We start from the raw sequence: 24,965 nt of genomic DNA, 5'->3' as shown, positions 1-24,965 counted from the left end.
CTCGATATAATCGGCGCGCCGGAAAAGATCGCAGCCTTCGGCAGCTCCTACACAGGTGTTCACATAACCCTGTAGGAGCTGCCGAAGGCTGCGATCTTTTTGGATCAGGCTGCGCTAATCTTCCCGGATTGGCCTTTGCGCTTAGGGATATCGACCATGCAATGGATGTTCATGTTGATCGGGCTGCTGCTCGGCTGGCTGCTTGATGAGTCGTTCAGCGCCGCGCTATTGGGGGCGCTGCTCGGGCTGGCGATCGGGCAAACGCTGCGCCTTGCCCGGCTTGGCTCGCAGGCCACCGAACAGCAGCGCCAACTGGAGCAGGCCAAAGTCGCCTTGCAGGCTGTCGAGCAGCGACTGTTCCTGCTTGAAGGTGCCGGCGTGCGCACTACACCGCCGAGCATGGCGCCGACTCCGGACGCTGCCGTCGACCCCGTCATCGTTGCCGAACAAGCATCCGCCGCCACCCCTGAGCTGGTCTGGGAACTACCGCCGGAACTCGAACCGATCTCTGCAGTTGCCAGCGAAACCAGCCAGCCGCTGCCGGCCGATGTCTGGCGTCTGGACGCCGTCACCGACGAGCCTGCAGTCCCCACACAACCTGCCGAACCCCGTGGCCCGAACCTGATCGAGCGCGGCATCAGCGCTGCGCGCAACTGGCTGTTCGGCGGCAACACGGTGTTGCGGGTCGGTGTGGTGCTGTTGTTTTTCGGTCTGGCGTTCCTGCTGCGCTATGCCACCGAAGGCATGGTGGTGCCGATCGAATTGCGTTATGCCGGCGTCGCGGCGGCGGCGTTGGCCCTGCTGGCGCTGGGCTGGTGGTTGCGTCGGCGCAACAGCAGCTATGCGCTGATTCTGCAGGGCACCGGGATCGCAGTGCTGTACCTGACGGTGTTTGCGGCGATGCGACTGCATCCGTTGCTTGATCCGTCCGCCGCGCTGGGTTTGCTGGTGGCGGTCACGGTGTTTTCGGCCATTCTCGCCATCACCCAGGATGCTCTTGGACTGGCCGCCGCCGCTGCGCTCGGCGGTTTCGCCGCGCCGATCCTGACCTCGACCGGCGCCGGCAACCATGTGGCGCTGTTCAGCTATTTCGCTCTGCTCAATGCCGGCATCCTTGCCATCGCCTGGTTCAAGGCCTGGCGCCTGCTCAACCTGATCGGATTCGTTGGCACGTTCGGCATCGGTTTCGCCTGGGGGCTGCGTTCGTATGCGCCCGAGTTGCTGTGGAGCACGGAACCGTTCCTGATTCTGTTCTTCCTGATGTACCTGGCCATCGGCCTGTTGTTTGCCCGGCGCAAGTTGCTAGACATGCCCGATGCGCCGGCGGACGGCGATCGCGAGGCGCTGCTGCACTGGTCGGCGCGCAAGGGCGACTACGTCGACGGCACAATGCTGTTCGGCCCGCCGCTCGTGGGCTTCGGTTTGCAGTTTGCGCTGGTGCAGCACCTGGAGTTCGCCGCTGCGTTCAGCGCACTCGCACTGGGCGTGATCTACATGGGCCTGGCCCGGGTGTTGATGGGCGGCCGCGCCTTGTTGCTGGGTGAAACCTGTCTGGCGCTGGGGGTGATTTTCGCCAGTCTGGCGATCCCGCTGGGCCTCGATGCGCGCTGGACTTCTGCTGCTTGGGCGGTGGAGGGCGCGGGGATTTTCTGGCTCGGTCTGCGTCAGCAGCGGCCGTTCGCCCGAGCGTTTGCCCTGTTGCTGCAACTGGGTTCGGCGCTGGCGTTCCTCAGTCAGTTGCGGGTCGGCGAAAGCAGTCTGCTCGACGGCGCACCGTTGGGCGCGTTGATGCTCGGCTTCGCGCTGCTGTTCAGTTTCTATCAATTGCGCAAAGCCTCGGCGGAACAGGCTTCGCCGTGGGAGCGCCAGGGTTTGCCGGTACTCGCGGCGCTGGGCCTGACCTTCCTGTATTTGCTGGCGCCGTTGTTTTTCTTTGTTCAGGCGACAGCGATCAGTTGGGCCTTGGCCGGACTGGTGACCTTGTTTGTCGGCCTGCGCCTGCAATCGCGTACGTTCCTGTTCACCGCGTTCGCCGTGCAGTTGCTCGGCGGTGCGCTGTTCCTGTTGCGTCTGCAAGGCGCGGGCGAGGATTCGGCAGCGGTGTTCAGCGCCGGGTGGAGCGGGTTGCTCAGCGCATCGCTGATCGGTCTGGCGTTGATCGCCGGCATGCTGCTGGCGGCACGGGACGAGATGGTGCGCGGCGATGTGCGGCTGCTGCGCGGCTTGTCGGTGGTGTTGCTGGCGGGGTTGGTGCTGATCAATCTGGCGGTGCTGTTCGTGCTGCCGTGGCAAACCGCGAGTGCGCTGTGGGCGGCGAGCGGCTTGCTGATCATCTGGCTGAGCCTGTACCTCAAGCAGCGCGTGAGTTTTGTTTTCGGCCTGTTGTTGCAGTTGATCGGTGGCACGGCGTTCTTGTTGGCCGGCCCCGAGTTGCTCGGGCCGCTGGCCAGCGAAGGATTGCGGCCGCTGGCCCATGGCAGCTTCTGGACGCCACTGGTGTTGGGGCTGGCCGCGCTGGTCGGTGCCTGGCGTTTGCAACTGGGCAATCATGCCTCGGCGTTCGATGCGCTGGGTTTGCAGCGTCTGTCTGAAGTGCTGCTGGTGTGGGGCGCCGGTTGGTGGGCGTTGGCGTGGTTCAGTGAGGTGCTGCGTTTTGCGCCGTTGAATCTGCAGGCGCCGCTGTTGCTGCTGGTCGCCGCGCTGAGCGTGGCGTTGTGGACGCTGTTGGCGCTGCGCCTGAAATGGCCGGCGCTGGGTCTGCTCTGCACCTTGCTGATCCCGGCGGCGGGGCTGGTGCTGCTGGCGGCGTGGCATTCGCGTTATCACCCGGCGGCGAACTTCGGCTGGCTGGCGTGGGGGCTGGTGTTCGTCGTGCACTTCTTCAGCTTGCGACGCTTGGCGCCGATGTTGCCGGCACGGGCCTTGAGCACGGCGCATGTGCTGGGTTGCTGGCTGCTGATCGGCGTGCTGGCGCTGGAGATGCGCTACGGCTTGCTGCTGTTGTCCGAGCAATACAACGCCTGGCGCTGGCTCGGCTGGGCGATCCTGCCGAGCCTGTATCTGTTGCTGGCGGCGGCTCCACGCAACTGGCCTTGGCCGGTGGCCGCGTTCTCGCGCGAATATCGTTTGTATGCCGCTGCGCCGTTGGCAGTGCTGATGCTGGCGTGGTTCTGGCTGGCCAACGGCTTCAGCGACGGCAATGCCGAGCCACTGCCGTACGTACCGCTGGTCAACCCGCTGGAATTGGGCCTGCTGTTTGCCCTGTTCGGGGTGTACGTGTGGTCGCGCCATGCGGTGACGCAGTTTGCCCTGCGCAAGGATTACGCCGAGTACGCCACGCAACTGGTCGCCGGGGTTTCGCTGTTCGCCTTTTGTACCGCGCTGGTGACCCGCGCCGCGCACCATTGGGCGGGGATCCCGTTCGAGCTGGATCTGCTGCTCGAATCGATGCTGGTGCAGGCCGGGTTGTCCATCGTCTGGACCCTGATGGCATTGGGTCTGATGATCGGCGGGCATTTGCGTCACCGGCGCGAAGTCTGGCTGATCGGCGCGGCGCTGATTGCGCTGGTGGTGGCCAAACTGATTTTTGTCGAATTGAGCAACCGTGGCGGATTGGCCCGGATCGTCTCGTTTATCGGCGTCGGCGTGTTGCTGTTGGTAGTGGGCTACTTTGCGCCGCTGCCGCCTAAGCGTGTCGAAGCCGAGCCGGTGGCGGACAAACCCGTGCCGGATACCGAAGGAGTTTCATCTTGAGTCGCATGCTGAATCTGGGGTGGTTGGCGCTGGGCGTGGTGATGGCTGCCGGCGCGCAGGAAAAACCGGCGGACTTCGCCACGCAGGTGCCGCTGACGGTGAGTGGCAACGGCCCGTGGTATCGCCTCGATCTGCCGCTGAGCGCGCAATTGCAGGCCCGTCAGACCGATCTCAGCGACCTGCGCGTGTTCAACGCTGCTGGCGAGCCGCAGGCCTACGCCCTGGCCCGGGAATCGGCGCAGACCCGCGACGACGGGCAGTTGCATGAAGTGAAGTGGTTCCCGTTGTACAACGCCGCCGACGCCAGCGAGCGGGCGCCGAACGTGCGCGTGCAATCGACCACCACCGGCACGCTGGTGGAAGTGCAGCCGTCAACTCAGTTGGAGGCCGGTGAGGAAGTGCTGCGCGGCTGGCTGCTCGATGCCAGCGCGATCAAGGCGCCGCTGCAGCAGCTGATTCTTGACTGGACCAGCGAGCGCGACGGCTTCCAGCGTTTCAGCATCGAGGCCAGTGACGACTTGCAGCATTGGCAGGCGTGGGGCGAAGGGCAGGTGGCGCGCCTGACGTTTTCCGACGAGCGTATCGAACAGCATGAGGTGACGCTGCCGGGGCAATCCGCGCGTTATCTGCGTCTGCTGTGGGAGGCGTCCACCTCGGCACCCATCCTCACTGCGGTGCAATTGAAAAGCAGCGATCCACGCAACGTGCCGCTGCCGTTGGTCTGGTCGCAAGCGTTGACGAGCAGCAGCACTCAATCCGGCGAGTACACCTGGCAGTTGCCGATGGGGCTGAATGTCGAGCGGGTGCAGGTTGAGCTGAAACAACCGAACAGTCTGGCGCCGGTCACACTCGCGGGCCGCCGCGAAAGCAGCCTGCCGTGGCAACCCCTGGGCAACGGTTTGCTGTATCGCCTGACCCAGAACGGTCAGGATGTGGTGCAGAACGAATTGCAGTTGTACGGGCAAACCGTGCAGCAATTGAAACTGAGCGTGGATGAGCGCGGCGGTGGCCTGGGCGAGCAGGCACCGAGCCTGAAATACGCGGTGCGGGCGACGCAGGTGATTTTCCTCGCGCGCGGTGACGGACCGTACAGCCTGGCGCTGGGCAATCCGACGGTGAAAACCGCGAATCTGCCACTGAGCACGCTGATTCCGGATTTCAAACCGCAGAAGCTCGCGACGCTCGGCAAGGCGACGGTGCAGGGCGATGTGGTCACCATGCCGACCGCCCCGGCCACCACAGCGGCGGTGGCTGAAACCAACTGGAAGAAAATCGGCTTGTGGGCGGTGTTGCTGGTAAGTGTGGTGTTCCTCGGGGTGATGGCGGCGAGTCTGTTGCGCAAGCCACCGACCCGTTCCTGAGAATGGCTGGCGCTGCGCGCCATTCGCTGGCAAGCCAGCTCCCACAGGTTATTGGGTGTACACAAATCAGGTGAACGGCCGAAGTCCTTGTGGGAGCTGGCTTGCCAGCGATGACGGCGGATCAATCAACAAAAATCCTCAAACTGCCGCTATCAACTCAACCACCACCCGTCCCGAACCGGGCTACGCTCAATCCGATGCCTGAACTCTCTCGACCCGATCACGTCTGATACAAGCAATTGCGCCCCAACGCACGTTACCGGGCGTCTTCGCTCGCTAGGTTTTCAGACTCCCTGTAAACTGCGCGGGTTTTTAGCCCCCCCCCATTCCACCGGAGCCGTCCATGTCCCGCGTTACCCTGAGTCGCTATTTGATTGAGCAGACCCGCAGCAATAACACTCCTGCCGATCTGCGCTTCCTGATCGAAGTGGTGGCGCGTGCCTGCAAAGAGATCAGCCACGCCGTGTCCAAAGGCGCCCTGGGCGGTGTTCTGGGCAGCATGGGCACTGAAAACGTCCAAGGCGAAGTGCAGAAGAAGCTCGACGTGCTGTCGAACGAGATCCTGCTCGAAGCCAACGAATGGGGCGGTCACCTGGCCGGCATGGCGTCCGAAGAAATGGACAATGCCTACCAGATCCCGGGCAAATACCCGAAAGGCGCCTACCTGCTGGTCTTCGACCCACTGGACGGCTCGTCGAACATCGACATCAACGCCCCGGTCGGCACCATCTTCTCGGTACTGCGCTGCCCGAACGAATACCTGAGCCAGAACGAAGCGCTGAACGAGAAAGCGTTCCTGCAGCCAGGCACCCAGCAGGTTGCCGCCGGTTACGCGATTTACGGCCCGCAGACCATGCTGGTGCTGACCCTGGGCGACGGCGTCAAAGGCTTCACTCTCGACCGCGAAATGGGCAGCTTCGTGCTGACCCACGAAGACATCACCATTCCTGAAACCACCCAGGAATTCGCGATCAACATGTCCAACCAGCGCCACTGGGAAGCTCCGGTACAACGCTACGTCAGCGAACTGCTGGCCGGCGAAGAAGGCCCGCTGAAGAAGAACTACAACATGCGCTGGGTCGCGGCGATGGTGGCTGACGTGCACCGCATCCTGACCCGTGGTGGTCTGTTCATGTACCCACGCGACAGCCGTGAGCCATCCAAGCCGGGCAAACTGCGTCTGATGTACGAAGCCAACCCGATGTCGTTCCTGGTGGAGCAGGCCGGCGGCGCGTCCACCGACGGTCACCAGCGCATTCTCGACATTCAGCCCGAAGGCCTGCACCAGCGCGTAGCGGTGTTCCTCGGTTCGAAAGAAGAAGTCGCCCGCGCCACGGCTTACCACAAGGAATAAGCCGTGAACGCGCCCTGGCAGCCGCTGCTCGATTGGTGGTTCGGACACGCCGAATCACCGCGCGAGATATCGGCTGAGAAGGGCACGTTGTGGTTCGGCAAGAAAGACCGCCAAGACCTCGAAGCGCGTGAGCGTTTCGGGGTCTTTGTCGATCAGGCCCTCGCTGGTGAATTGACCGAGTGGACGCAACGTCCCGAAGGTTGGCTGGCGGTGGTGCTGCTGCTCGATCAACTGCCACGCATGATCTTTCGCGATACACCCAAAGCCTTTTCCGGTGATCTGCGCGCGCAGAAACTTGTCGCGCAAGGCATTGCGGCGGATTTCGATCGGCAACTGAAGCCGATACAGCGGGTATTCATTTATCTGGTGTTCGAACACTGCGAAAACCTCGCGGTGCAGAACGAAGCCGTTTCGCGCTTTACCAGTCTGCTGGCTGAACAGCCGGAGACCGAGCGGGCGGTGTTTGCCGACAATCTGGACTATGCCGAGCGGCACCGGAAAGTGATTGCACGGTTTGGACGGTTTCCGCATCGCAATGCGGTGTTGGGACGGGAGTCGACGGCTGAGGAGTTGGTGTTTCTCAGTCAGCCTGGGTCACGGTTCTGATTTGTTGAATTCAAGGATTGCCGTTCAACAGTCTCTTCATCAAAAGTGAAGGCAGGCTTTTTCTTGAGTCGGCAATGATATGAACGAAGACGGTTTTTTCCCTGACTTCATAAATGACTCGGTTCATCCCGGAAATGATTTGTCGGTATTGACCAAGATTGAGCTTCTCGATTTCCTCGGGGATTGAACCGGAATAAGGAAGGTCTGCGAGACCCAGAATGGCGATCTTGAGATCAGCGTAGGTACTCTGCCACGTCTGACTCGAGAACTGTTTGATAAGGTAGGTACGGAGTTCTTTGAGATCTGTTTGTGCGGACTGAAGAATAACGACCTTTAAACTCATTGATGGTCGGCCCTGTCCAAGTCCGCGAAAACGTCCTCAGCGTCTCGATACTTGCCTTCCTCAATCTCCCGATTGCCCATTGCCAATAGCTTCAGCAAAGCCATTGTGTCTTCCTGCTCCTCAAAGCTTTTCACGTCCATAACTACAAGCTTGGCTTCACCATTTTGGGTAATGACCAATGGCTCACGGCTTTCAGTGATCGACTTGACGATCTCCGCTGTATGACTTTTGAGGTAGCTGATCGGTTTGATTTGCGATGAAAGCTTCATGTTTGATTCTCGCCCAAATTGAATAGGACTGAGTTTAGTCTTAATTCAGTCCATCGTCAGTGCGAGCTGACCAGCGTATTTCAACTCAAAGTTCAATCGTCGCTAACGCCGTCATCGCCAGCAGCTCGCGAATACGCCAGTCGCAGCGCCTCAGATCCTGAAGCTGCCCACCAGCTGCTTCAACCGCGCCGCCTGCTGTTCGAGATCCGAACAAGCGCGCAAGGTTGCCTGCAGGTTTTCCACACCTTCCTGGTTCAGCGTGTTGATCTCGTTGATGTCGACGTTGATCGACTCGACCACAGCGGTCTGCTCCTCTGTCGCGGTAGCGACCGACTGGTTCATGCCGTCGATCTCGCCGATGCGCTGGGTCACGCTGCCCAGGCGTTCGCCGGCCTGGTTGGCGATGCCGACGCTGCTTTCGCTCTCGCGCTGGCTCTCGGTCATGATGCTCACTGCCTGACGCGCGCCGACTTGCAGCTCTTCGATCATCTTCTGCACTTGCTGCGCCGAATCCTGAGTGCGGTGGGCGAGGTTGCGCACTTCGTCAGCGACCACGGCGAAACCTCGGCCAGCCTCACCGGCGCGGGCCGCTTCGATCGCGGCGTTGAGCGCCAGCAGGTTGGTCTGCTGCGAGATGCTGGTGATCACTTCCAGAATCTGGCCGATGTTCACCGTGTTGCTATTGAGGGTTTCGATGTTGCCGCAGGAGTCGCTGATTTTTGCCGACAACTGCTGCATCGCGTGAATGGTTTTATCCACAACCTGCTGACCGTCGACCGCCAGGCTGCGCGCATCGCTGGAGTGCTGCGAGGCGAGAGCGGCGTTCTGGGCGATTTCCTGGGCGGCAGCGCCGAGCTGGTTGATCGCCGCGGCCACGCTGTTGGTGCGGCTGGCTTGCTGGTCGGAGTTGTACATCGACGAGTTCGAGGCCGCGACCACACGCAAGGCGACTTCGTTGACTTGCCCGGTGGCCGACGACACTTCGCGGATCGAGGTATGAATACGCTCGACGAAGCGGTTGAACGACAGGCCCAGCGCGCCGAACTCGTCGTGGCCGTGGATCACCAGACGCTTGGTCAGGTCGCCTTCACCTTCGGCGATGTCATGCATGGCGCGGCCCATGGTCAGCAGCGGTTGCATCAGCACCCGGATCAGCATGCCGAGCAGGGCGATGATGATCACCACGGCAATGACCATGGCGATCAGCGCCGAGGTGCGGAATTCGCTGAGCATCGAGAACGCGGTGTCCTTGTCCAGCACCAGCGCCACGTACCAGTCAGCCGATGGCACGCCGTTGACGCGGGTGAACGAGATCAGTTGGGTCTTGCCGTCGAATTCGACTTTTTTCAGGCCCGGGCTGACTTTCGGTGCACCGTTCGGATAAGCCTCGGCAAGGGTTTTCAGCACCAGTTTGCTGTCCGGGTGAATCAGGATCTTGCCATCGGCGCTGACGATGAACGCATGGCCGTGGCCACCGAAGTTGAGCGAGTTGATGATCGCGCTGACGCTGGTCAGGTCGATATCCGCGCCGGCCACACCGATCATCTGGCCTTGACGCTGCACCGGGGTGGCGACGGTGATCACCAGTTTGCCCGACGAAGCGGCGATGTAGGGTTCGGTGACGATGGTCTGCTGCGCACTGTTGGCGGCCTTGTACCAGCCACGGGCGCGCGGGTCGTAATCCGGCGCACGGTTACCGGCGGGAACCGAGAACATCACGCCGTCAGCGCCGCCGAAATAGCTGAGCTGGAAATTGCCGGTGTAGGCGGGCAGGTCGATGATGCGCTTGAGGCTGGCCGGCGCGCTGCCGTCGGCGGCGACCTGCTGTGCCAGCGATTGCAGCAACTGGATGCGGCTTTCCAGCCAGGTCTGGATGTTGCTGGTCGTCAGACTCCCCAGCTCCTGCATCGAGGCTTCGGTGCTGCTGCTCAGGGCTTCGCGTTGTCGATAGTCGTTGAACAAAATGAAACAGGCGAACGCAACGGCCACCACGAGGGCGGCAGCCAACAAGATCTTGTGGCTGAATTTCATGTTTCTGGTCATCGAATGAACTACCGCGAAGGGGCTGGTCGAGAAAGGGCGGCAATTTGCCACACTCGGGGGCTTTGCGCTGCTCTTATTTCGACCGCGGTGCGCCAAAGATTAGGCGTCTTTGGTGAAATGCGACGAAATGCTCAATAGCCGCAGAAAGTGTCTGATTTGCCGGTAAATGCCAGACGAGCGGAGTGATAAATAGCCATTTCTGAAGGGAACCAGATGAGGGTTTTCTCTTCTAAGCTTCTGGTTGGCACCATGCCATCCCCCTTCCGCTCCAGGAGTTACTTCATGTCGCTGCGATCTATCGCCCTTCTGACTTTTTGCGTGCTGTTGGCCGCGTGCAGCAAGGTCAATCAGGAAAACTATTCCAAGCTTTCGGCCGGCATGGCCAAGGCCGAGGTTGAGACGCTGCTCGGCAAACCCACCGACTGTTCGGGTGCGCTCGGCATGTCCAGTTGCACCTGGGGCGACAAAAACAGCTTTATCAGCGTGCAGTACGCCGGTGACAAAGTGCTGATGTTTTCTGGCCAAGGCCTGAAGTAAACCGGGGCCAAGCGCCCACGGGAGAAAAATAATGAAGCGGTTATTGTTCGTCCTTTTTGCCGGCCTGGTACTGGCCGGCTGCGCCACTCACGGTGAAGATCCGCTGGCGCCCAAGACGGCTCACAGTGTCAACCTCAAGCGTTATCAGGGTACTTGGTACGAACTGGCGCGACTGCCGATGTACTTCCAGCGCAACTGCGCGCAATCCGAAGCCCATTATTCGCTCAGGCCGGACGGTAATGTCGACGTGCTCAATCGTTGCCTGACCGCCGACTGGCAATGGGAAGAAGCCAAAGGCAAGGCTTATCCACAGGTGCCGGGCAAGACCGACAAGTTGTGGGTCGAATTCGATACCTGGTTCTCGCGTTTGATTCCGGGTGTGGCGAAAGGCGAATACTGGGTGTTGTACGTCAGCGACGACTACAAGACCGCCATCGTCGGCGACCCGAGCCGCAAGTACATGTGGTTGCTGTCCCGCACGCCGACCGTCAACGGTGTGGTGCGTGAGGAGTTGCTGAGCAAGGCGCGTCAGCAGGGTTACGACACCACGCGACTGATCTGGCGAGCGTCGGATCGGCAGATGGCGAAGACTTCGAATTAAAGACCACCACCAATCAAATGTGGGAGCGAGCCTGCTCGCGAAGAGGGCGTGTCAGTTAACGAAAATGTTGCTGATACACCGCTTTCGCGAGCAGGCTTGCTCCCACATTTTTGTTTTGTGTCAGCCTAAAAGTTCGCGCAGAACCTGGGTGAAAGCATGTGCACTTTCCTCTTCGCCTGCATGCCGGCCATCGCGCACCACCCACTGGCCATTGACCAATACATCGCGTACCTGACGATCGCCGCCAGCAAACAACCAGCGATTCAAAATCCCGTCACCACTGGCCGTGGCCAGATACGGATCATTGCCATCGAGCACGATCCAGTCGGCACGTTTGCCGACTTCCAGCGCGCCAATCGGCTGCCCCAATGCCTGGGCGCCGCCGTCCAGCGCCGCGTCATATAACGTGCGCCCGACCATCGGCTGATCCGCGCCATACAAACGGTTGCGCCGCTGGTCGCGCAGACGCTGGCCGTACTCCAGCCAACGCAACTCCTCGACCACGCTGAGCGACACATGGCTGTCGGAACCGATGCCCATGCGTCCGCCCTGCGCGAGGAAATCCACCGCCGGGAAGATCCCGTCGCCGAGGTTGGCTTCGGTGGTCAGGCACAGGCCGGCGATGGCGCGACTCTTGGCCATCAGCGTGACTTCCTCGGGATTGGCGTGGGTGGCGTGAACCAGGCACCAGCGCTGATCGACTTCGGTGTTTTCATAGAGCCATTGCAGCGGCCGGCGACCGCTCCAGCTCAGGCAGTCATCGACTTCCTTCTGCTGTTCGGCGATGTGGATGTGCACCGGGCACTGCTTGTCGCTGGCCGCCAGCACTTCGCTGATCTGTTGCGGGGTGACCGCGCGCAACGAGTGGAAGCACAGCCCCAGCGATTGCGCTTTTTGCTGAGCCAGCAGCGGCTGCAGGCGCGCTTGCAGGTTCAGATAGTTTTCGGTGCTGTTGATAAAGCGGCGCTGCCCGTCATTGGGCGTTTGGCCGCCGAATCCGGAATGGCTGTAAAGCACCGGCAACAGGGTCAGACCGATGCCGCTGTCGCTCGCTGCCTGGCTGATGCGCAGTGCCAGCTCGGCCGGATCGGCATACGGCTGACCGTTGTTGTCGTGGTGCACGTAGTGGAATTCAGCAACCGAGGTGTAACCGGCCTTGAGCATTTCGATGTACAGCTGACGGGCAATCACGCCGAGTTGCTCCGGGCTGATTTTTCCGACCAGCCGATACATCAGGTCACGCCAGGTCCAAAAGCTGTCGTTGGGATTGCCAGCCACTTCGGCCAGTCCCGCCATCGCGCGCTGGAAGGCGTGGGAGTGCAGATTGGGCATGCCCGGCAGCAGCGGACCGCTCAGCCGCTCGGCGCCATCTGCGGTGGAATCGGCCTGGATTCGGGTCAGCATGCCATCGGCACTGACTTCGAGACGTACATGGTTGGCCCATCCGTTAGGCAGCAGCGCGCGTTCGGCAAAGAAGGCGGACATGGTTCAGCACCCCATCGTGTGTTATTTGTATATACATATACAGACGTTTGCCTGCCCGGTAAACTCCGGCAAGCTAGCAACCTTCATCCAATGAACAGGGATCAACCGTGCCGACTCCGCCTCCAGTCTCCCCGTTGGCCGCGAACCTGGGCGACAGTCCGGCGCCTTTGTACGCTCGCGTCAAACAGATGATCACCCAGCAGATCGACAGCGGTAACTGGCCACCGCACTACCGCGTGCCGTCGGAAAGCGAACTGGTCAGCCAGCTCGGTTTCAGCCGCATGACCATCAACCGCGCGCTGCGCGAAATGACCGCCGACGGCCTGCTGGTGCGCATGCAAGGTGTCGGCACGTTTGTCGCCGAACCGAAGAGCCAGTCTGCGCTGTTCGAAGTGCACAACATCGCCGACGAAATTGCTTCCCGTGGGCATCGCCACACCTGTCAGGTGATCACCCTCGAAGAAGAGGCCGCCGGCTCCGAGCGCGCGTTGGCGCTGGACATGCGCGAAGGGCAGAAGGTCTTCCATTCGCTGATCGTGCATTACGAAAACGACATTCCGGTGCAAATAGAAGACCGTTTCGTCAACGCGCTGGTCGCTCCGGAATACCTCAAACAGGATTTCACTCTGCAAACCCCGTACGCCTATCTCAACCAAGTCGCGCCGTTGACTGAAGGCGAGCACGTGGTCGAAGCGATCCTCGCCGAGCCGTCCGAGTGCAAGTTGTTGCAGATCGAAAAAGGCGAGCCGTGCCTGTTGATCCGTCGTCGTACGTGGTCGGGCCGTCAGCCGGTGACCGCCGCGCGTTTGATTCACCCAGGTTCCCGTCATCGTCTGGAAGGACGCTTTCATAAATGAGCAGTGAAGTGAAAGTTTTACGCGCCGAAGGTTACCCGCGCATGCCGTGGAAAAACGGCGGCGGCAGCACCGAAGAGATCACCCGTGATGCGGGTGCTGGCCTGGATGGTTTTGGCTGGCGTCTGTCGATTGCCGACATTGCCGAGTCGGGCGGTTTCTCCACCTTCAGCGGTTACCAGCGAGTGATCACCGTGTTGCAGGGTGACGGCATGACCTTGTGCGTCGATGGTGATGACACGCGTCCATTGTTACCGCTGGACCCGTTTGCGTTCAGCGGCGAAAGCCAAGTGTCCTGCACACTGCTCGGTGGGGAGATACGCGACTTCAACCTGATTTACGCACCGCAGCGTTACCACGCGCGGTTGCAGTGGCTGGACGGTGAACAGCGGTTTTTCAGCTCGGCCTCGACGGTGCTGGTGTTCAGTGTCAGCGAGCTGCTGCAAATGCGGGTCGGTGACAGCACTGCGCAACTGGCCCGACATGATTGCCTGCAGCTGGACGGTAACACCGGTCTGGTTGAAGTCGCGGTCAATGCCGCGTGCTGCGTGATCGAGCTGACGGCGCGCTGATCCAACTCTGGTAACACTCCTGTGGTGAGGGGATTTATCCCCGATGGCGGCGCAGCAGACCTTTTGGGACCGCTACGCGCTCCATCGGGGATAAATCCCCTCACTACAATTGCATTTCAATTCCTGTTTCCCTCAGCGCACCAACTTGTTACCGAACGCCCCAGCGTGGCGCAAAGCCACGGGTTCGTAACGATCCCCCGCGACCTCAATTCTCCCCTGCAAAAAATTTCATCCGCGCCACAACCCTTGTTTCCAGCGCTCTGTAGCCCTGTTCGAGATTTTTCTTGAACGGCTCTTCAGTGAGTTGGCCGCTTGATTGCATATGCTTGTATGTACAAGTAAAGACGTATGCGTATAAGTCCGCAGCGTCCACTGATTCGCTTGTCGCGCATTGAGGCGCGCAGGCTGCTTGCCCACTGCCAGGGTTGGTTTGAATTGATCGCTGAGGAGTCTTTTTCGTGACTGACACAAAACCTACTAAATACCGTGACGTCGAGATCCGCGCTGCACGCGGCAACAAGCTGACCGCCAAGAGCTGGCTGACCGAAGCGCCGCTGCGCATGCTGATGAACAACCTCGACCCGGAAGTGGCCGAGAACCCGAAAGAGCTGGTGGTTTACGGTGGTATCGGTCGCGCTGCGCGTAACTGGGAGTGCTACGACAAGATCGTCGAAAGCCTGACCAATCTGAACGACGACGAAACCCTGCTGGTGCAATCCGGCAAACCGGTCGGCGTGTTCAAGACTCACAGCAACGCCCCGCGCGTATTGATCGCCAACTCCAACCTGGTGCCGCACTGGGCGAGCTGGGAACACTTCAACGAACTCGACGCCAAAGGCCTGGCCATGTACGGCCAGATGACCGCCGGCAGCTGGATCTACATCGGCAGCCAGGGCATCGTTCAGGGCACCTACGAAACCTTCGTCGAAGCCGGTCGCCAGCATTACAACGACAACCTCAAGGGCAAGTGGGTCCTGACCGCGGGTCTGGGCGGCATGGGCGGCGCACAGCCATTGGCTGCAACCCTGGCCGGTGCCTGCTCGCTGAACATCGAATGCCAGCAGGTGAGCATCGATTTCCGCCTGAAAAGCCGTTATGTCGACGAGCAAGCCAAAGACCTCGACGACGCCCTGGCGCGCATCGCCAAATACACCGCCGAAGGCAAAGCGATCTCCATCGCCCTGCTGGGTAACGCCGCAGAAATCCTCCCGGAACTGGTCAAGCGCGGCGTGCGTCCGGACATGGTCACCGACCAGACCAGCGCCCACGACCCACTGAACGGCTACCTGCCGGCGGGCTGGACCTGGGACGAGTACCGCGCCCGCGCCAAGACCGAGCCGGCCGCCGTGATCAAAGCCGCCAAGCAATCGATGGCGGTCCACGTCAAAGCGATGCTGGACTTCCAGAAGCAAGGCATTCCGACCTTCGACTACGGCAACAATATCCGTCAGATGGCGCAGGAAGAGGGCGTGGAAAACGCGTTCGACTTCCCGGGCTTCGTCCCGGCCTACATTCGCCCACTGTTCTGCCGTGGCATCGGCCCGTTCCGTTGGGCGGCGCTGTCGGGTGATCCGCAGGACATCTTCAAGACCGACGCCAAAGTCAAAGAGCTGATCCCGGACGACGCGCACCTGCACAACTGGCTGGACATGGCCCGCGAGCGCATCAGCTTCCAGGGTCTGCCGGCACGGATCTGCTGGGTCGGCCTGGGCCTGCGTGCCAAGCTCGGTCTGGCGTTCAACGAAATGGTGCGCAGCGGCGAGCTGTCGGCACCGATCGTGATCGGTCGCGACCACCTCGACTCCGGCTCGGTCGCCAGCCCGAACCGCGAAACCGAATCGATGCAGGACGGTTCCGACGCTGTCTCCGACTGGCCACTGCTCAATGCGCTGCTGAACACCGCGAGCGGCGCGACCTGGGTCTCGCTGCACCACGGTGGTGGCGTGGGCATGGGCTTCTCGCAGCACTCGGGCATGGTGATTGTCTGCGACGGGACCGACGAAGCGGCCGAGCGTATTGCGCGCGTGCTGCACAACGACCCGGCCACTGGCGTCATGCGTCACGCCGATGCCGGCTACCAGATCGCCATCGACTGCGCGAAGGAGCAGGGGCTGAACCTGCCGATGATTACCGGCGGCAAGTAACACAGATTCCTGTGGGAGCTGGCTTGCCAGCGATAGCGGTGGCATTGCCGGAATAGATATTGAAGGTGCCGACGTCATCGCTGGCAAGCCAGCTCCCACAAGGGTTCGAGTAGGCCCGAGAGAACAATCAAAACAATCCACAGAGGTTGAATCATGGCTGTAACCCCCGATCGTGCAGGTAACAAACCGTTGATCGAAAGGCGTTCGATCGACTACATCCCGGAAGCGGAAAGACACGGTCGTCTGTTGAGCCAGTTCACCCTGTGGATGGGTGCGAATCTGCAAATCACCGCGATTGTTACCGGGGCCTTGGCCGTAGTGCTGGGCGGTGATGTGTTCTGGTCGTTGATCGGTCTGTTGATCGGTCAACTGCTCGGCGGCGGCGTGATGGCGCTGCACGCGGCGCAAGGGCCGAAGCTTGGCCTGCCGCAGATGATTTCCAGCCGGGTGCAGTTCGGCGTGTATGGCGCGGCGATCCCGATCGTGCTGGTGTGCCTGATGTACCTGGGTTTCACCGCCACCGGTACGGTGCTTTCCGGCCAGGCGCTGGGCCAGTTGTTTGGCGTCAGCGACACGGTTGGCATCCTGCTGTTCGCCAGCGTCATCGTCGTGGTCACCGTGCTCGGTTATCGGGTGATCCACTGGATCGGGCGTGTCGCCAGCGTCATTGGCGTGATTGCCTTTGTGTATCTGTTCAGCCGCCTGCTGAGTCAGGTGGATGTGGGCGCCCTGTTGCAGATCCGTCACTTCAGCTGGAGCAGCTTCTTGCTGGCAGTGTCGCTCGCGGCGTCCTGGCAGATCGCCTTCGGCCCGTATGTGGCGGACTATTCGCGTTACTTGCCGAGCAAGGTTTCCTCGGTGAAAACCTTCTTTGCCGCTGGCGCAGGTTCGGTCATCGGCGCGCAGGTGGCGATGGTCCTCGGCGTATTCGCCGCGGCGTCGGCCAACGGCCAGTTCGCCGGGCATGAAGTGGCCTACATCGTCGGGCTGGGCGGCACCGGTGCCACGGCGGCGCTGCTGTACTTCAGCATCGCCTTCGGCAAGGTCACCATCTCGACGTTGAACTCGTACGGCAGCTTCATGTGCATCGCCACGATCATCAGCGGCTTCCGTGGGCATTTGACGGTCACCCGCCTGCAGCGTCTGGTGTTCGTGCTGGTGATTGTCGGTGCGGCGACCCTGATCGCACTGCTTGGCCAGCATTCGTTCCTCGGTGCGTTCAAGTCGTTCATCCTGTTCCTGCTGGCGTTCTTCACGCCATGGAGCGCGATCAACCTGGTCGACTACTACTGCATCACTCGTGAGCGCTATGACGTGCCGGCGCTGGCCGATCCGAATGGTCGCTATGGCCGCTGGAACCTGCTCGGGATCAGCGTCTATGTGTTCGGTGTGCTGGTGCAGCTGCCGTTCATCTCCACCAAGTTCTACACCGGCCCGCTGGTGGCTGCCCTCGGTGACGTGGATATTTCCTGGATCATCGGCCTGGTGCTGCCTGCCGCGCTGTATTACCTGTGCGCGAAAAAATGGCACGGCTCGGTGCCTGATCAACTGATTTTGCCGCTCGAGCAGAACAGTGCTGTACAACCTGAAAAAAGTGGGGCCGGGCGCGCTGCGGCGCAGGCCTGATTGGACGTGGACAGGGCTGGATGCCTCTTGACTGCCGTAAGCCAATTCATGATTAGGAGCGTCGCAATAATGAAATCGAACAAGACCCTGCTCACCACACTGCTGTCCATGGGCCTGCTGGCCAGTGCCGGCGCCACCCAGGCGGCCGGCTGGTGCGAATCCGGCAAACCGGTGAAATTCGCCGGCCTGAACTGGGAAAGCGGCATGTTGCTGACCGACGTGCTGCAAGTGGTGCTGGAGAAAGGTTACGACTGCAAGACCGACAGCCTGCCGGGCAACTCCATCACCATGGAGAACGCCTTGAGCAGCAACGACATTCAAGTGTTCGCCGAAGAGTGGGTCGGTCGCAGCGAAGTCTGGAACAAGGCTGAGAAGGCCGGCAAAGTCGTCGGTGTCGGCGCCCCGATCGTCGGCGCTATCGAAGGCTGGTACGTGCCGCGCTACGTGATTGAAGGCGACGCCAAACGCAAGATCGAGGCAAAAGCCCCGGACCTGAAAAACATTGCTGATCTGGGCAAATACGCGACGATTTTCAAGGACGCCGAAGAGCCGTCCAAGGGCCGTTTCTACAACTGCCCGGCGGGCTGGACCTGTGAGCTGGACAACAGCGAAATGCTCAAGAGCTACGGCCTGGAAAACAGCTACACCAACTTCCGTCCGGGCACCGGCCCGGCGCTGGATGCGGCGGTGCTGTCGAGCTACAAGCGTGGCGAGCCGATCCTGTTCTACTACTGGTCGCCAACCCCGCTGATGGGCCAGATCGACGCGGTCAAACTTGAAGAAAAACCGGGCGTCGACAAGAGCGTGAGCATCAAGGTCGGTCTGTCGAAAACCTTCCACGAACAGGCGCCGGAACTGGTGGCCGTGCTGGAAAAAGTCAATCTGCCGATTGATCTGCTGAACCAGAACCTGGGCCGCATGGCGAAGGAACGTATCGAGTCGCCAAAACTGGCGAAAATCTTCCTCAAGGAACATCCTGAGGTCTGGCACGCGTGGGTCAGTGACGACGCAGCCAAGAAAATCGACGCGGCGCTGTAGGTCGATACCTCCCGGCTAACCGTGAGGCTGGCCGGGAGATATGCCGTCATCGCTTGATTGAGATTTCTGATTGAGAGCCGCTTATGTTTCCCGAAAGCTTTACCTTTTCCATCGCCGACTGGGTCAACGGTTGGGTCGATTCGCTGGTCACCAATTATGGTGATGTGTTCCGCCACATCTCGGACACGCTGCTGTGGGCCATCGTCAACCTCGAAGGCCTGCTGCGTGCCGCGCCGTGGTGGCTGATGCTGGCGATCGTTGGCGTCGTCGCCTGGCACGCCACGCGTAAAGTCGTGACCACCGCCGTCATCGTCGGTCTGCTGTTCCTGGTGGGCGCTGTCGGCCTGTGGGACAAACTCATGCAGACGCTGGCGCTGATGATGGTCGCGACGATCATTTCGGTGCTGATCGGCATTCCGCTGGGGATTCTCTCGGCGCGCAGCAATCGCCTGCGTTCGGTGCTGATGCCGCTGCTCGACATCATGCAGACCATGCCCAGCTTCGTGTACCTGATTCCGGTGCTGATGCTGTTCGGCCTGGGCAAGGTCCCGGCGATTTTCGCCACGGTGATCTATGCCGCGCCGCCGTTGATTCGCCTGACCGATCTGGGCATTCGCCAGGTCGATGGTGAAGTGATGGAGGCGATCAACGCCTTCGGTGCCAACCGCTGGCAGCAACTGTTCGGTGTGCAACTGCCGCTGGCCCTGCCGAGCATCATGGCCGGGATCAACCAGACCACGATGATGGCCCTGTCGATGGTGGTGATCGCCTCGATGATCGGCGCCCGAGGTCTGGGTGAAGACGTACTGGTGGGCATTCAGACCCTCAACGTCGGACGCGGCCTCGAAGCCGGTCTGGCGATCGTGATTCTCGCAGTGGTCATCGACCGCATTACTCAGGCGTACGGTCGGCCACGGCATGAGGTGAGCAAATGAACAACGCAACCGTGAGCAAGATCGAAGTCAAAAACGTCTTCAAGATTTTCGGCAACCGCGCCAAGGACGCACTGGCAATGGTTGGCCAGGGCAAGACCAAGGATCAGGTGCTGAACGAAACCGGTTGCGTGGTCGGGGTCAATGACCTGTCACTGAGCATCGGCACTGGCGAGATCTTCGTGATCATGGGGCTGTCCGGCTCGGGCAAGTCGACGCTGGTGCGCCACTTCAATCGTCTGATCGACCCCACCAGCGGTGCGATCCTGGTCGACGGCGTGGACATCCTGCAATACGACATGGAAGCGCTGCGCGAATTTCGCCGGCACAAGATCAGCATGGTGTTCCAGAGCTTCGGCCTACTGCCGCACAAGACCGTGATCGAGAACGTCGCCTACGGCCTGAAAGTGCGCGGCGAGAGCAAGCAACTGTGCGCCGAACGTGCGCTGTACTGGATCAACACCGTGGGCCTCAAAGGCTACGAAAACAAATACCCGCATCAGCTCTCCGGCGGCATGCGCCAGCGTGTGGGGCTGGCCCGGGCACTGGCGGCAGATACCGACATCATCCTGATGGACGAAGCGTTCAGTGCGCTCGATCCGCTGATCCGCGCCGAGATGCAGGACCAGTTGCTGGAGCTGCAAAAGACCCTGCACAAAACCATCGTCTTCATTACCCACGACCTCGACGAGGCCGTGCGCATCGGCAACCGCATCGCGATCCTCAAGGACGGCCGCCTGATTCAGGTCGGCACCCCGAGAGAGATCCTGCATTCGCCGGCGGATGAGTATGTTGACCGGTTCGTGCAGCGGCGGGCGGCGGTAGTTTGATTTGAGTTTTGCAGTGCATTGACTGGCCTCATCGCTGGCAAGCCAGCTCCCACAGGGATCGAGTGAACAATGAGAACTCTGTGGGAGCTGGCTTGCCAGCGATGAGGCCGGTAAAGCTGCATCAATGTTTGGATGAGGTTGAAGATGTCCCAGGCTGAAAAAATCATCATCACCGGCAACCCCCTGCATTGGCAGGACGTGGTCGCCGTCGCCCGTCACGGCGCGCAACTGGAACTGTCGGGCGAGACCTGGGCACGCATCGAAAACGCTCAGGGCATCGTCCAGCGCATCGTCGAAAGCGGCGAGCGTGCTTATGGCGTCAATACCGGCCTGGGTGGTTTGTCCAACGTCTCGTTGAAAGACGAACAACTCAGCCAGCTCTCGCGCAATACTTTGCTCAGCCACGCCTGCGGTGTCGGCCCGGTGCTGCCCGATGAACAGACCCGCGCGATCATCTGCGCGGCGATTCACAACTACAGCCATGGTAAGTCCGGTATTCATCGCCGCGTGGTCGAAGCGTTGCTGGCGCTGCTCAATCGTGGCATCACCCCGCAGGTGCCGGCGCAAGGCTCGGTGGGTTACCTGACGCACATGGCGCACATCGGCATCGCGCTGCTGGGCGTGGGCCATGTCAGCTATCGCGGGCAAATCATCTCGGCGCAGCAGGCGTTGGCCGAAGAAGGCTTGCAACCGGTGCAGCTCGGCGCGAAGGACGGTTTGTGCCTGGTCAACGGCACGCCGTGCATGACCGGCCTCAGCTGCCTGGCGATTGCCGATGCGACGCGCCTGGTGCAATGGGCCGACGTGATCGGCGCCATGAGCTTCGAAGCCCAGCGCGGTCAGATCGCCGCGTTCGACGCCGAGATCATCGCGCTCAAGCCGCACCCGGGCATGCAGCAGGTCGGGAGCAATTTGCGTGCGTTACTCGATGGCAGTGAAGTGATCGCGACCAGCAAGGGCATTCGCACTCAGGATGCACTGAGCATCCGCTCGATCCCGCAGGTGCACGGCGCTGCGCGCGATCAACTCGAACATGCAATCAAACAGGTGGAAGCCGAACTCAATGGCTGCACCGATAACCCGTTGCTGCTGGGCACGCCGGACAACTTTCGGGTGATGTCGCAGGCTAACCCGCACGGCCAGTCAGTGGCGATGGCAGCGGATCTGCTGGCGATTGCCATGGCTGAAATCGGCTCGATTGCCGAGCGTCGCCTTGATCGCCTGGTCAACCCGCACGTCAGCGGTCTGCCGGCGTTTCTGGTGGCCAATCCGGGGGTGAACTCCGGGATGATGATCGTGCAATACGTCGCCGCCTCGCTGTGTGCCGAGAACCGCCAACTTGCGCAACCGGCGGTGCTCGACAACTACGTCACCTCGGGCCTGCAGGAAGACCACTTGAGCATGGGCACCAGCGCTGCGCTGAAGCTGCACCGTGCCCTCGAAAACTGCACGCAGATCCTCGCCATCGAGTACCTGCTGGCGGCGCAGGCCTTTGAATTTCTCAAGGCGCAGCGCTTTGGCGCGGGCACCGACCGGGCGTGGCGCCTGCTGCGTGAAACCGTCCCGGCCTACGATCAGGATCGCTGGCTGGCGCCGGACATCGCTGCCGCCGCAAGCGTTCTGAAACACCCGGATTCGCTGCACAACGTATTACCGAATCTGCACTGACAATACCCATACCAGCGTGCCAAGGCGTGGATCGTCCACAAGACGAGAAACGACGGATAACGGAATGCTCCGGAGCGACTGGTAGTTAATAACAATGCCTAAACAGGAGCATTTAAATGACTGCGCTGAACCTGATTCCCGGCCAATTGAGCCTGGCCCAACTGCGTGACGTTTATCAGCAACCGGTCAAGCTGACCCTCGACCACAGCGCCTCCGCGCAGATCGAGGCCAGCGTTGCGTGTGTCGAGCAGATCCTCGTCGAGAACCGTACCGCCTACGGCATCAACACCGGTTTCGGCCTGCTGGCCTCGACCCGCATCGCCAGTGAAGACCTGGAAAACCTCCAGCGCTCGCTGGTGCTGTCGCATGCCGCCGGCGTCGGTCAGCCGATCAGCGATGAACTGGTGCGGCTGATCATGGTGCTCAAGGTCAACAGCCTCAGCCGTGGTTTCTCCGGCATTCGCCGCGTGGTGATCGACGCGCTGATCGCACTGATCAACGCCGAGGTGTACCCGCACATTCCGCTCAAAGGTTCGGTCGGCGCCTCCGGTGACCTGGCACCGCTGGCGCACATGTCGCTGGTGCTGCTCGGCGAGGGCAAGGCGCGCTACAAGGGTGAATGGATGGAGGCGACCGAAGCGCTGAAAGTCGCCGGTCTGACCCCGCTGACCCTGGCGGCGAAAGAAGGTCTGGCGCTGCTCAATGGCACTCAGGTGTCCACCGCATTTGCCCTGCGCGGTCTGTTTGAAGGTGAAGACCTGTTTGCCGGTGCGCTGGCAATCGGCGGTCTGACGGTGGAAGCGGTGCTCGGTTCTCGCTCGCCGTTCGATGCACGTATTCACGCCGCTCGCGGTCAGAAAGGCCAGATTGATGCAGCCGCCGCATATCGCGATCTGCTCGGCGAGCGCAGCGAAGTCTCCGATTCGCACCAGAACTGCGAGAAGGTGCAGGATCCGTATTCGCTGCGCTGCCAGCCGCAAGTCATGGGCGCTTGCCTGACCCAGTTCCGTCAGGCCGCCGAAGTGCTGGCCATCGAAGCCAACGCCGTGTCAGACAACCCGTTGGTGTTCGCGGCTGAAGGTGATGTGATTTCCGGCGGTAACTTCCACGCCGAGCCGGTGGCCATGGCCGCCGACAACATGGCCCTGGCCATCGCTGAAATCGGCTCGCTGAGCGAGCGCCGCATCTCGCTGATGATGGACAAGCACATGTCGCAACTGCCGCCGTTCCTGGTGGCCAATGGCGGCGTCAACTCGGGCTTCATGATCGCTCAGGTGACCGCCGCGGCACTGGCCAGCGAGAATAAGGCGCTGGCCCATCCGCATTCGGTCGACAGCCTGCCGACCTCGGCCAACCAGGAAGACCACGTGTCGATGGCCCCGGCCGCCGGCAAGCGTCTGTGGGAAATGGCCGAAAACACCCGCGGGATTCTCGCGGTGGAGTGGCTGGCGGCGGTGCAGGGGCTGGACCTGCGCAACGGTCTGAAGACCTCGGCCAAGCTGGAACAGGCGCGGGCGATTCTGCGGCGCGAAGTGCCGTTTTATGAGAAGGATCGCTTCTTTGCCCCGGACATCAATGCGGCGACCGAGTTGTTGGCTTCGCGGTGTCTGACCGAGCTGGTTCCAGCCAGGCTGCTGCCGAGCCTGTAAGGCCCTCATCGCTGGCAAGCCAGCTCTCACAAATACCTGTGGGAGCTGGCTTGCCAGCGATACGATTTTGAACAAGACGAGGACTTGGGATGAAAACCCTCTGGCAACACTGCCACGTCGCAACCATGGCGCAGGGCGTCTACTCGATCATCGAGGATGCGGCCATCGTGACGTCCGGTGCGCACATCGAGTGGATCGGCCCGCGCAATCAATTGCCCTCTGGCGAATACCCGGCGGTCAACGACCTGCAAGGCGCGTGGGTCACCCCCGGCCTGATCGACTGCCACACTCACACGGTGTTCGGTGGCAACCGCAGCGGCGAATTCGAGAAACGCCTGCAAGGCGTCAGCTACGCCGAGATCGCGGCTCAGGGCGGCGGTATCGCCAGCACTGTGCGCGCCACCCGTGAAGCGAGCGAAGACGAGCTGTTCGCCAGCGCCGCCAAGCGTTTGAAAAGCCTGATGCGCGACGGCGTGACCACGGTCGAGATGAAGTCCGGCTACGGTCTGGATCTGGCCAGTGAACGCAAGATCCTGCGGGTCATTCGCCGGCTCGCCGCGCAACTGCCGATCAGCGTGCGCAGCACCTGTCTGGCCGCCCACGCTTTGCCGCCGGAGTACAAGGATCGCGCTGACGACTACATCGAGCACATCTGCGCCGAGATGCTCCCGGCATTGGCCGCCGAAGGGCTGGTCGATGCGGTGGATGCGTTCTGCGAGTATCTGGCGTTCTCGCCGGAGCAGGTCGAGCGGGTATTCATCACCGCGCAAAAGCTTGGTCTGCCGGTAAAGCTGCATGCCGAACAATTGTCGTCGCTGCATGGCTCCAGCCTGGCCGCGCGCTATAAGGCGTTGTCCGCCGATCATCTGGAGTTCATGGATGAAGACGACGCCATCGCCATGGCCAAAGCCGACACCGTCGCCGTGCTGTTGCCGGGCGCGTTCTATTTCCTTCGCGAAACCCGGTTGCCGCCGATGGACGCCCTGCGCAAGCACAAGGTCAAGATCGCTATCGCCAGTGACCTCAACCCCGGCACCTCGCCGGCGCTGTCGTTGCGCCTGATGCTGAACATGGCCTGCACCTGCTTCCGCATGACTCCGGAAGAAGCCCTGGCCGGCGCGACCATCCATGCCGCACAAGCGCTGGGCATGGCTGACACCCACGGTTCGCTGGAAGTCGGCAAGGTTGCGGATTTTGTCGCCTGGCAGATCGACCGCCCGGCGGACCTGGCCTATTGGCTCGGGGGCGATCTGGACAAACGCGTCGTGCGTCACGGCGTTGAATCAAGTCTGTAGGAGAG

Annotated in this window: 20 protein-coding genes and 1 pseudogene; 16 read left to right on the top strand and 5 right to left on the bottom strand. The window is 61.3% G+C overall.

Annotation, left to right across the window (positions count from 1 at the left end; translation table 11 throughout):
• The first annotated feature begins 156 nt into the window (after positions 1 to 156).
• The 4 genes from L6D63_RS01645 (at position 157) to L6D63_RS01630 (ending at position 7,074) form a co-directional block, all read left to right on the top strand.
• Positions 157 to 3,753 (top strand): DUF2339 domain-containing protein, encoded by a 3,597-nt coding sequence (locus tag L6D63_RS01645; protein ID WP_131670911.1) that lies wholly within the window; start codon positions 157 to 159, stop codon positions 3,751 to 3,753.
• The gene (locus tag L6D63_RS01640) at positions 3,750 to 5,114 is read left to right on the top strand and encodes a DUF3999 domain-containing protein (RefSeq protein ID WP_131670912.1); all 1,365 of its coding nucleotides are present in this window, start codon (positions 3,750 to 3,752) and stop codon (positions 5,112 to 5,114) included. Before L6D63_RS01645 ends, L6D63_RS01640 begins: the two co-directional genes overlap by 4 nt.
• Before the next feature lie 343 nt (positions 5,115 to 5,457).
• The gene (locus L6D63_RS01635) at positions 5,458 to 6,468 is read left to right on the top strand and encodes a class 1 fructose-bisphosphatase (protein ID WP_003220797.1); all 1,011 of its coding nucleotides are present in this window, start codon (positions 5,458 to 5,460) and stop codon (positions 6,466 to 6,468) included.
• Positions 6,469 to 6,471: 3 nt separating this feature from the next.
• Positions 6,472 to 7,074, top strand: a complete 603-nt coding sequence (locus L6D63_RS01630; RefSeq protein WP_131670913.1) for a DUF924 family protein — start codon at positions 6,472 to 6,474, stop codon at positions 7,072 to 7,074.
• Positions 7,075 to 7,084: 10 nt separating this feature from the next.
• Here the strand turns inward: L6D63_RS01630 and L6D63_RS01625 are convergent, their stop codons facing one another.
• From L6D63_RS01625 to L6D63_RS28715, 4 genes and pseudogenes are all read right to left on the bottom strand, one after another.
• Complete coding sequence (locus L6D63_RS01625) at positions 7,085 to 7,417, bottom strand: type II toxin-antitoxin system RelE/ParE family toxin (RefSeq protein WP_131670914.1); 333 nt, start codon at positions 7,415 to 7,417, stop codon at positions 7,085 to 7,087.
• Entirely contained in the window at positions 7,414 to 7,686 is a 273-nt protein-coding gene (locus tag L6D63_RS01620; RefSeq protein WP_047290864.1) for a type II toxin-antitoxin system Phd/YefM family antitoxin, read from the bottom strand. Before L6D63_RS01620 ends, L6D63_RS01625 begins: the two co-directional genes overlap by 4 nt.
• A 150-nt stretch (positions 7,687 to 7,836) precedes the next feature.
• Positions 7,837 to 8,601, bottom strand: coding sequence for a methyl-accepting chemotaxis protein (locus tag L6D63_RS28720; RefSeq protein ID WP_371260421.1), 765 nt, complete (start codon positions 8,599 to 8,601; stop codon positions 7,837 to 7,839).
• 93 nt (positions 8,602 to 8,694) lie between these two features.
• A pseudogene (locus L6D63_RS28715) lies at positions 8,695 to 9,717 on the bottom strand (cache domain-containing sensor histidine kinase); the annotation flags it as partial.
• Positions 9,718 to 10,011: 294 nt separating this feature from the next.
• Here L6D63_RS28715 and L6D63_RS01610 point away from each other — a divergent pair.
• Together L6D63_RS01610 and L6D63_RS01605 are read left to right on the top strand one after the other, a co-directional pair.
• On the top strand, positions 10,012 to 10,266 hold the full coding sequence (locus tag L6D63_RS01610; protein ID WP_003220802.1) for a hypothetical protein: 255 nt from the start codon (positions 10,012 to 10,014) through the stop codon (positions 10,264 to 10,266).
• A 31-nt stretch (positions 10,267 to 10,297) separates the two neighbouring features.
• Positions 10,298 to 10,867, top strand: a complete 570-nt coding sequence (locus L6D63_RS01605) for a lipocalin family protein (RefSeq protein WP_041071454.1) — start codon at positions 10,298 to 10,300, stop codon at positions 10,865 to 10,867.
• 120 nt (positions 10,868 to 10,987) lie between these two features.
• Here L6D63_RS01605 and L6D63_RS01600 read toward each other — a convergent pair whose 3' ends face one another.
• A complete protein-coding gene (locus L6D63_RS01600; protein ID WP_131670916.1) occupies positions 10,988 to 12,352 on the bottom strand; it encodes a formimidoylglutamate deiminase in 1,365 nt (454 codons plus the stop codon).
• 188 nt (positions 12,353 to 12,540) lie between these two features.
• Between L6D63_RS01600 and hutC the strand changes: the two genes are divergently transcribed.
• From hutC to hutI, 10 genes are all read left to right on the top strand, one after another.
• Entirely contained in the window at positions 12,541 to 13,209 is a 669-nt protein-coding gene (gene hutC / locus L6D63_RS01595) for a histidine utilization repressor (protein ID WP_230679353.1), read from the top strand.
• A complete protein-coding gene (locus tag L6D63_RS01590; protein ID WP_131670917.1) occupies positions 13,206 to 13,778 on the top strand; it encodes a HutD/Ves family protein in 573 nt (190 codons plus the stop codon). The genes hutC and L6D63_RS01590 overlap by 4 nt, the downstream gene beginning before the upstream one ends.
• A 458-nt stretch (positions 13,779 to 14,236) precedes the next feature.
• On the top strand, positions 14,237 to 15,922 hold the full coding sequence (gene hutU, locus L6D63_RS01585) for a urocanate hydratase (protein WP_047290868.1): 1,686 nt from the start codon (positions 14,237 to 14,239) through the stop codon (positions 15,920 to 15,922).
• 153 nt (positions 15,923 to 16,075) lie between these two features.
• Positions 16,076 to 17,548, top strand: coding sequence for a purine-cytosine permease family protein (locus L6D63_RS01580; protein WP_047290869.1), 1,473 nt, complete (start codon positions 16,076 to 16,078; stop codon positions 17,546 to 17,548).
• A gap of 69 nt (positions 17,549 to 17,617) precedes the next feature.
• On the top strand, positions 17,618 to 18,586 hold the full coding sequence (locus L6D63_RS01575) for an ABC transporter substrate-binding protein (protein ID WP_041071468.1): 969 nt from the start codon (positions 17,618 to 17,620) through the stop codon (positions 18,584 to 18,586).
• 83 nt (positions 18,587 to 18,669) lie between these two features.
• Positions 18,670 to 19,521 (top strand): ABC transporter permease, encoded by an 852-nt coding sequence (locus L6D63_RS01570; RefSeq protein ID WP_007949591.1) that lies wholly within the window; start codon positions 18,670 to 18,672, stop codon positions 19,519 to 19,521.
• Complete coding sequence (locus L6D63_RS01565) at positions 19,518 to 20,348, top strand: quaternary amine ABC transporter ATP-binding protein (RefSeq protein WP_131670918.1); 831 nt, start codon at positions 19,518 to 19,520, stop codon at positions 20,346 to 20,348. The genes L6D63_RS01570 and L6D63_RS01565 overlap by 4 nt, the downstream gene beginning before the upstream one ends.
• 144 nt (positions 20,349 to 20,492) lie before the next feature.
• Positions 20,493 to 22,016 (top strand): histidine ammonia-lyase, encoded by a 1,524-nt coding sequence (gene hutH / locus L6D63_RS01560; protein WP_131670919.1) that lies wholly within the window; start codon positions 20,493 to 20,495, stop codon positions 22,014 to 22,016.
• A 116-nt stretch (positions 22,017 to 22,132) separates the two neighbouring features.
• A complete protein-coding gene (gene hutH / locus L6D63_RS01555; RefSeq protein ID WP_095667765.1) occupies positions 22,133 to 23,665 on the top strand; it encodes a histidine ammonia-lyase in 1,533 nt (510 codons plus the stop codon).
• Positions 23,666 to 23,754: 89 nt separating this feature from the next.
• The gene (gene hutI / locus L6D63_RS01550; RefSeq protein ID WP_047290871.1) at positions 23,755 to 24,960 is read left to right on the top strand and encodes an imidazolonepropionase; all 1,206 of its coding nucleotides are present in this window, start codon (positions 23,755 to 23,757) and stop codon (positions 24,958 to 24,960) included.
• Positions 24,961 to 24,965 lie beyond the last annotated feature (5 nt).

The organism is Pseudomonas parakoreensis (assembly GCF_021602155.1).
Classification (GTDB): Bacteria; Pseudomonadota; Gammaproteobacteria; order Pseudomonadales; family Pseudomonadaceae; genus Aquipseudomonas; species Aquipseudomonas parakoreensis.
This window is presented reverse-complemented; position numbering and strand designations above follow the sequence as displayed.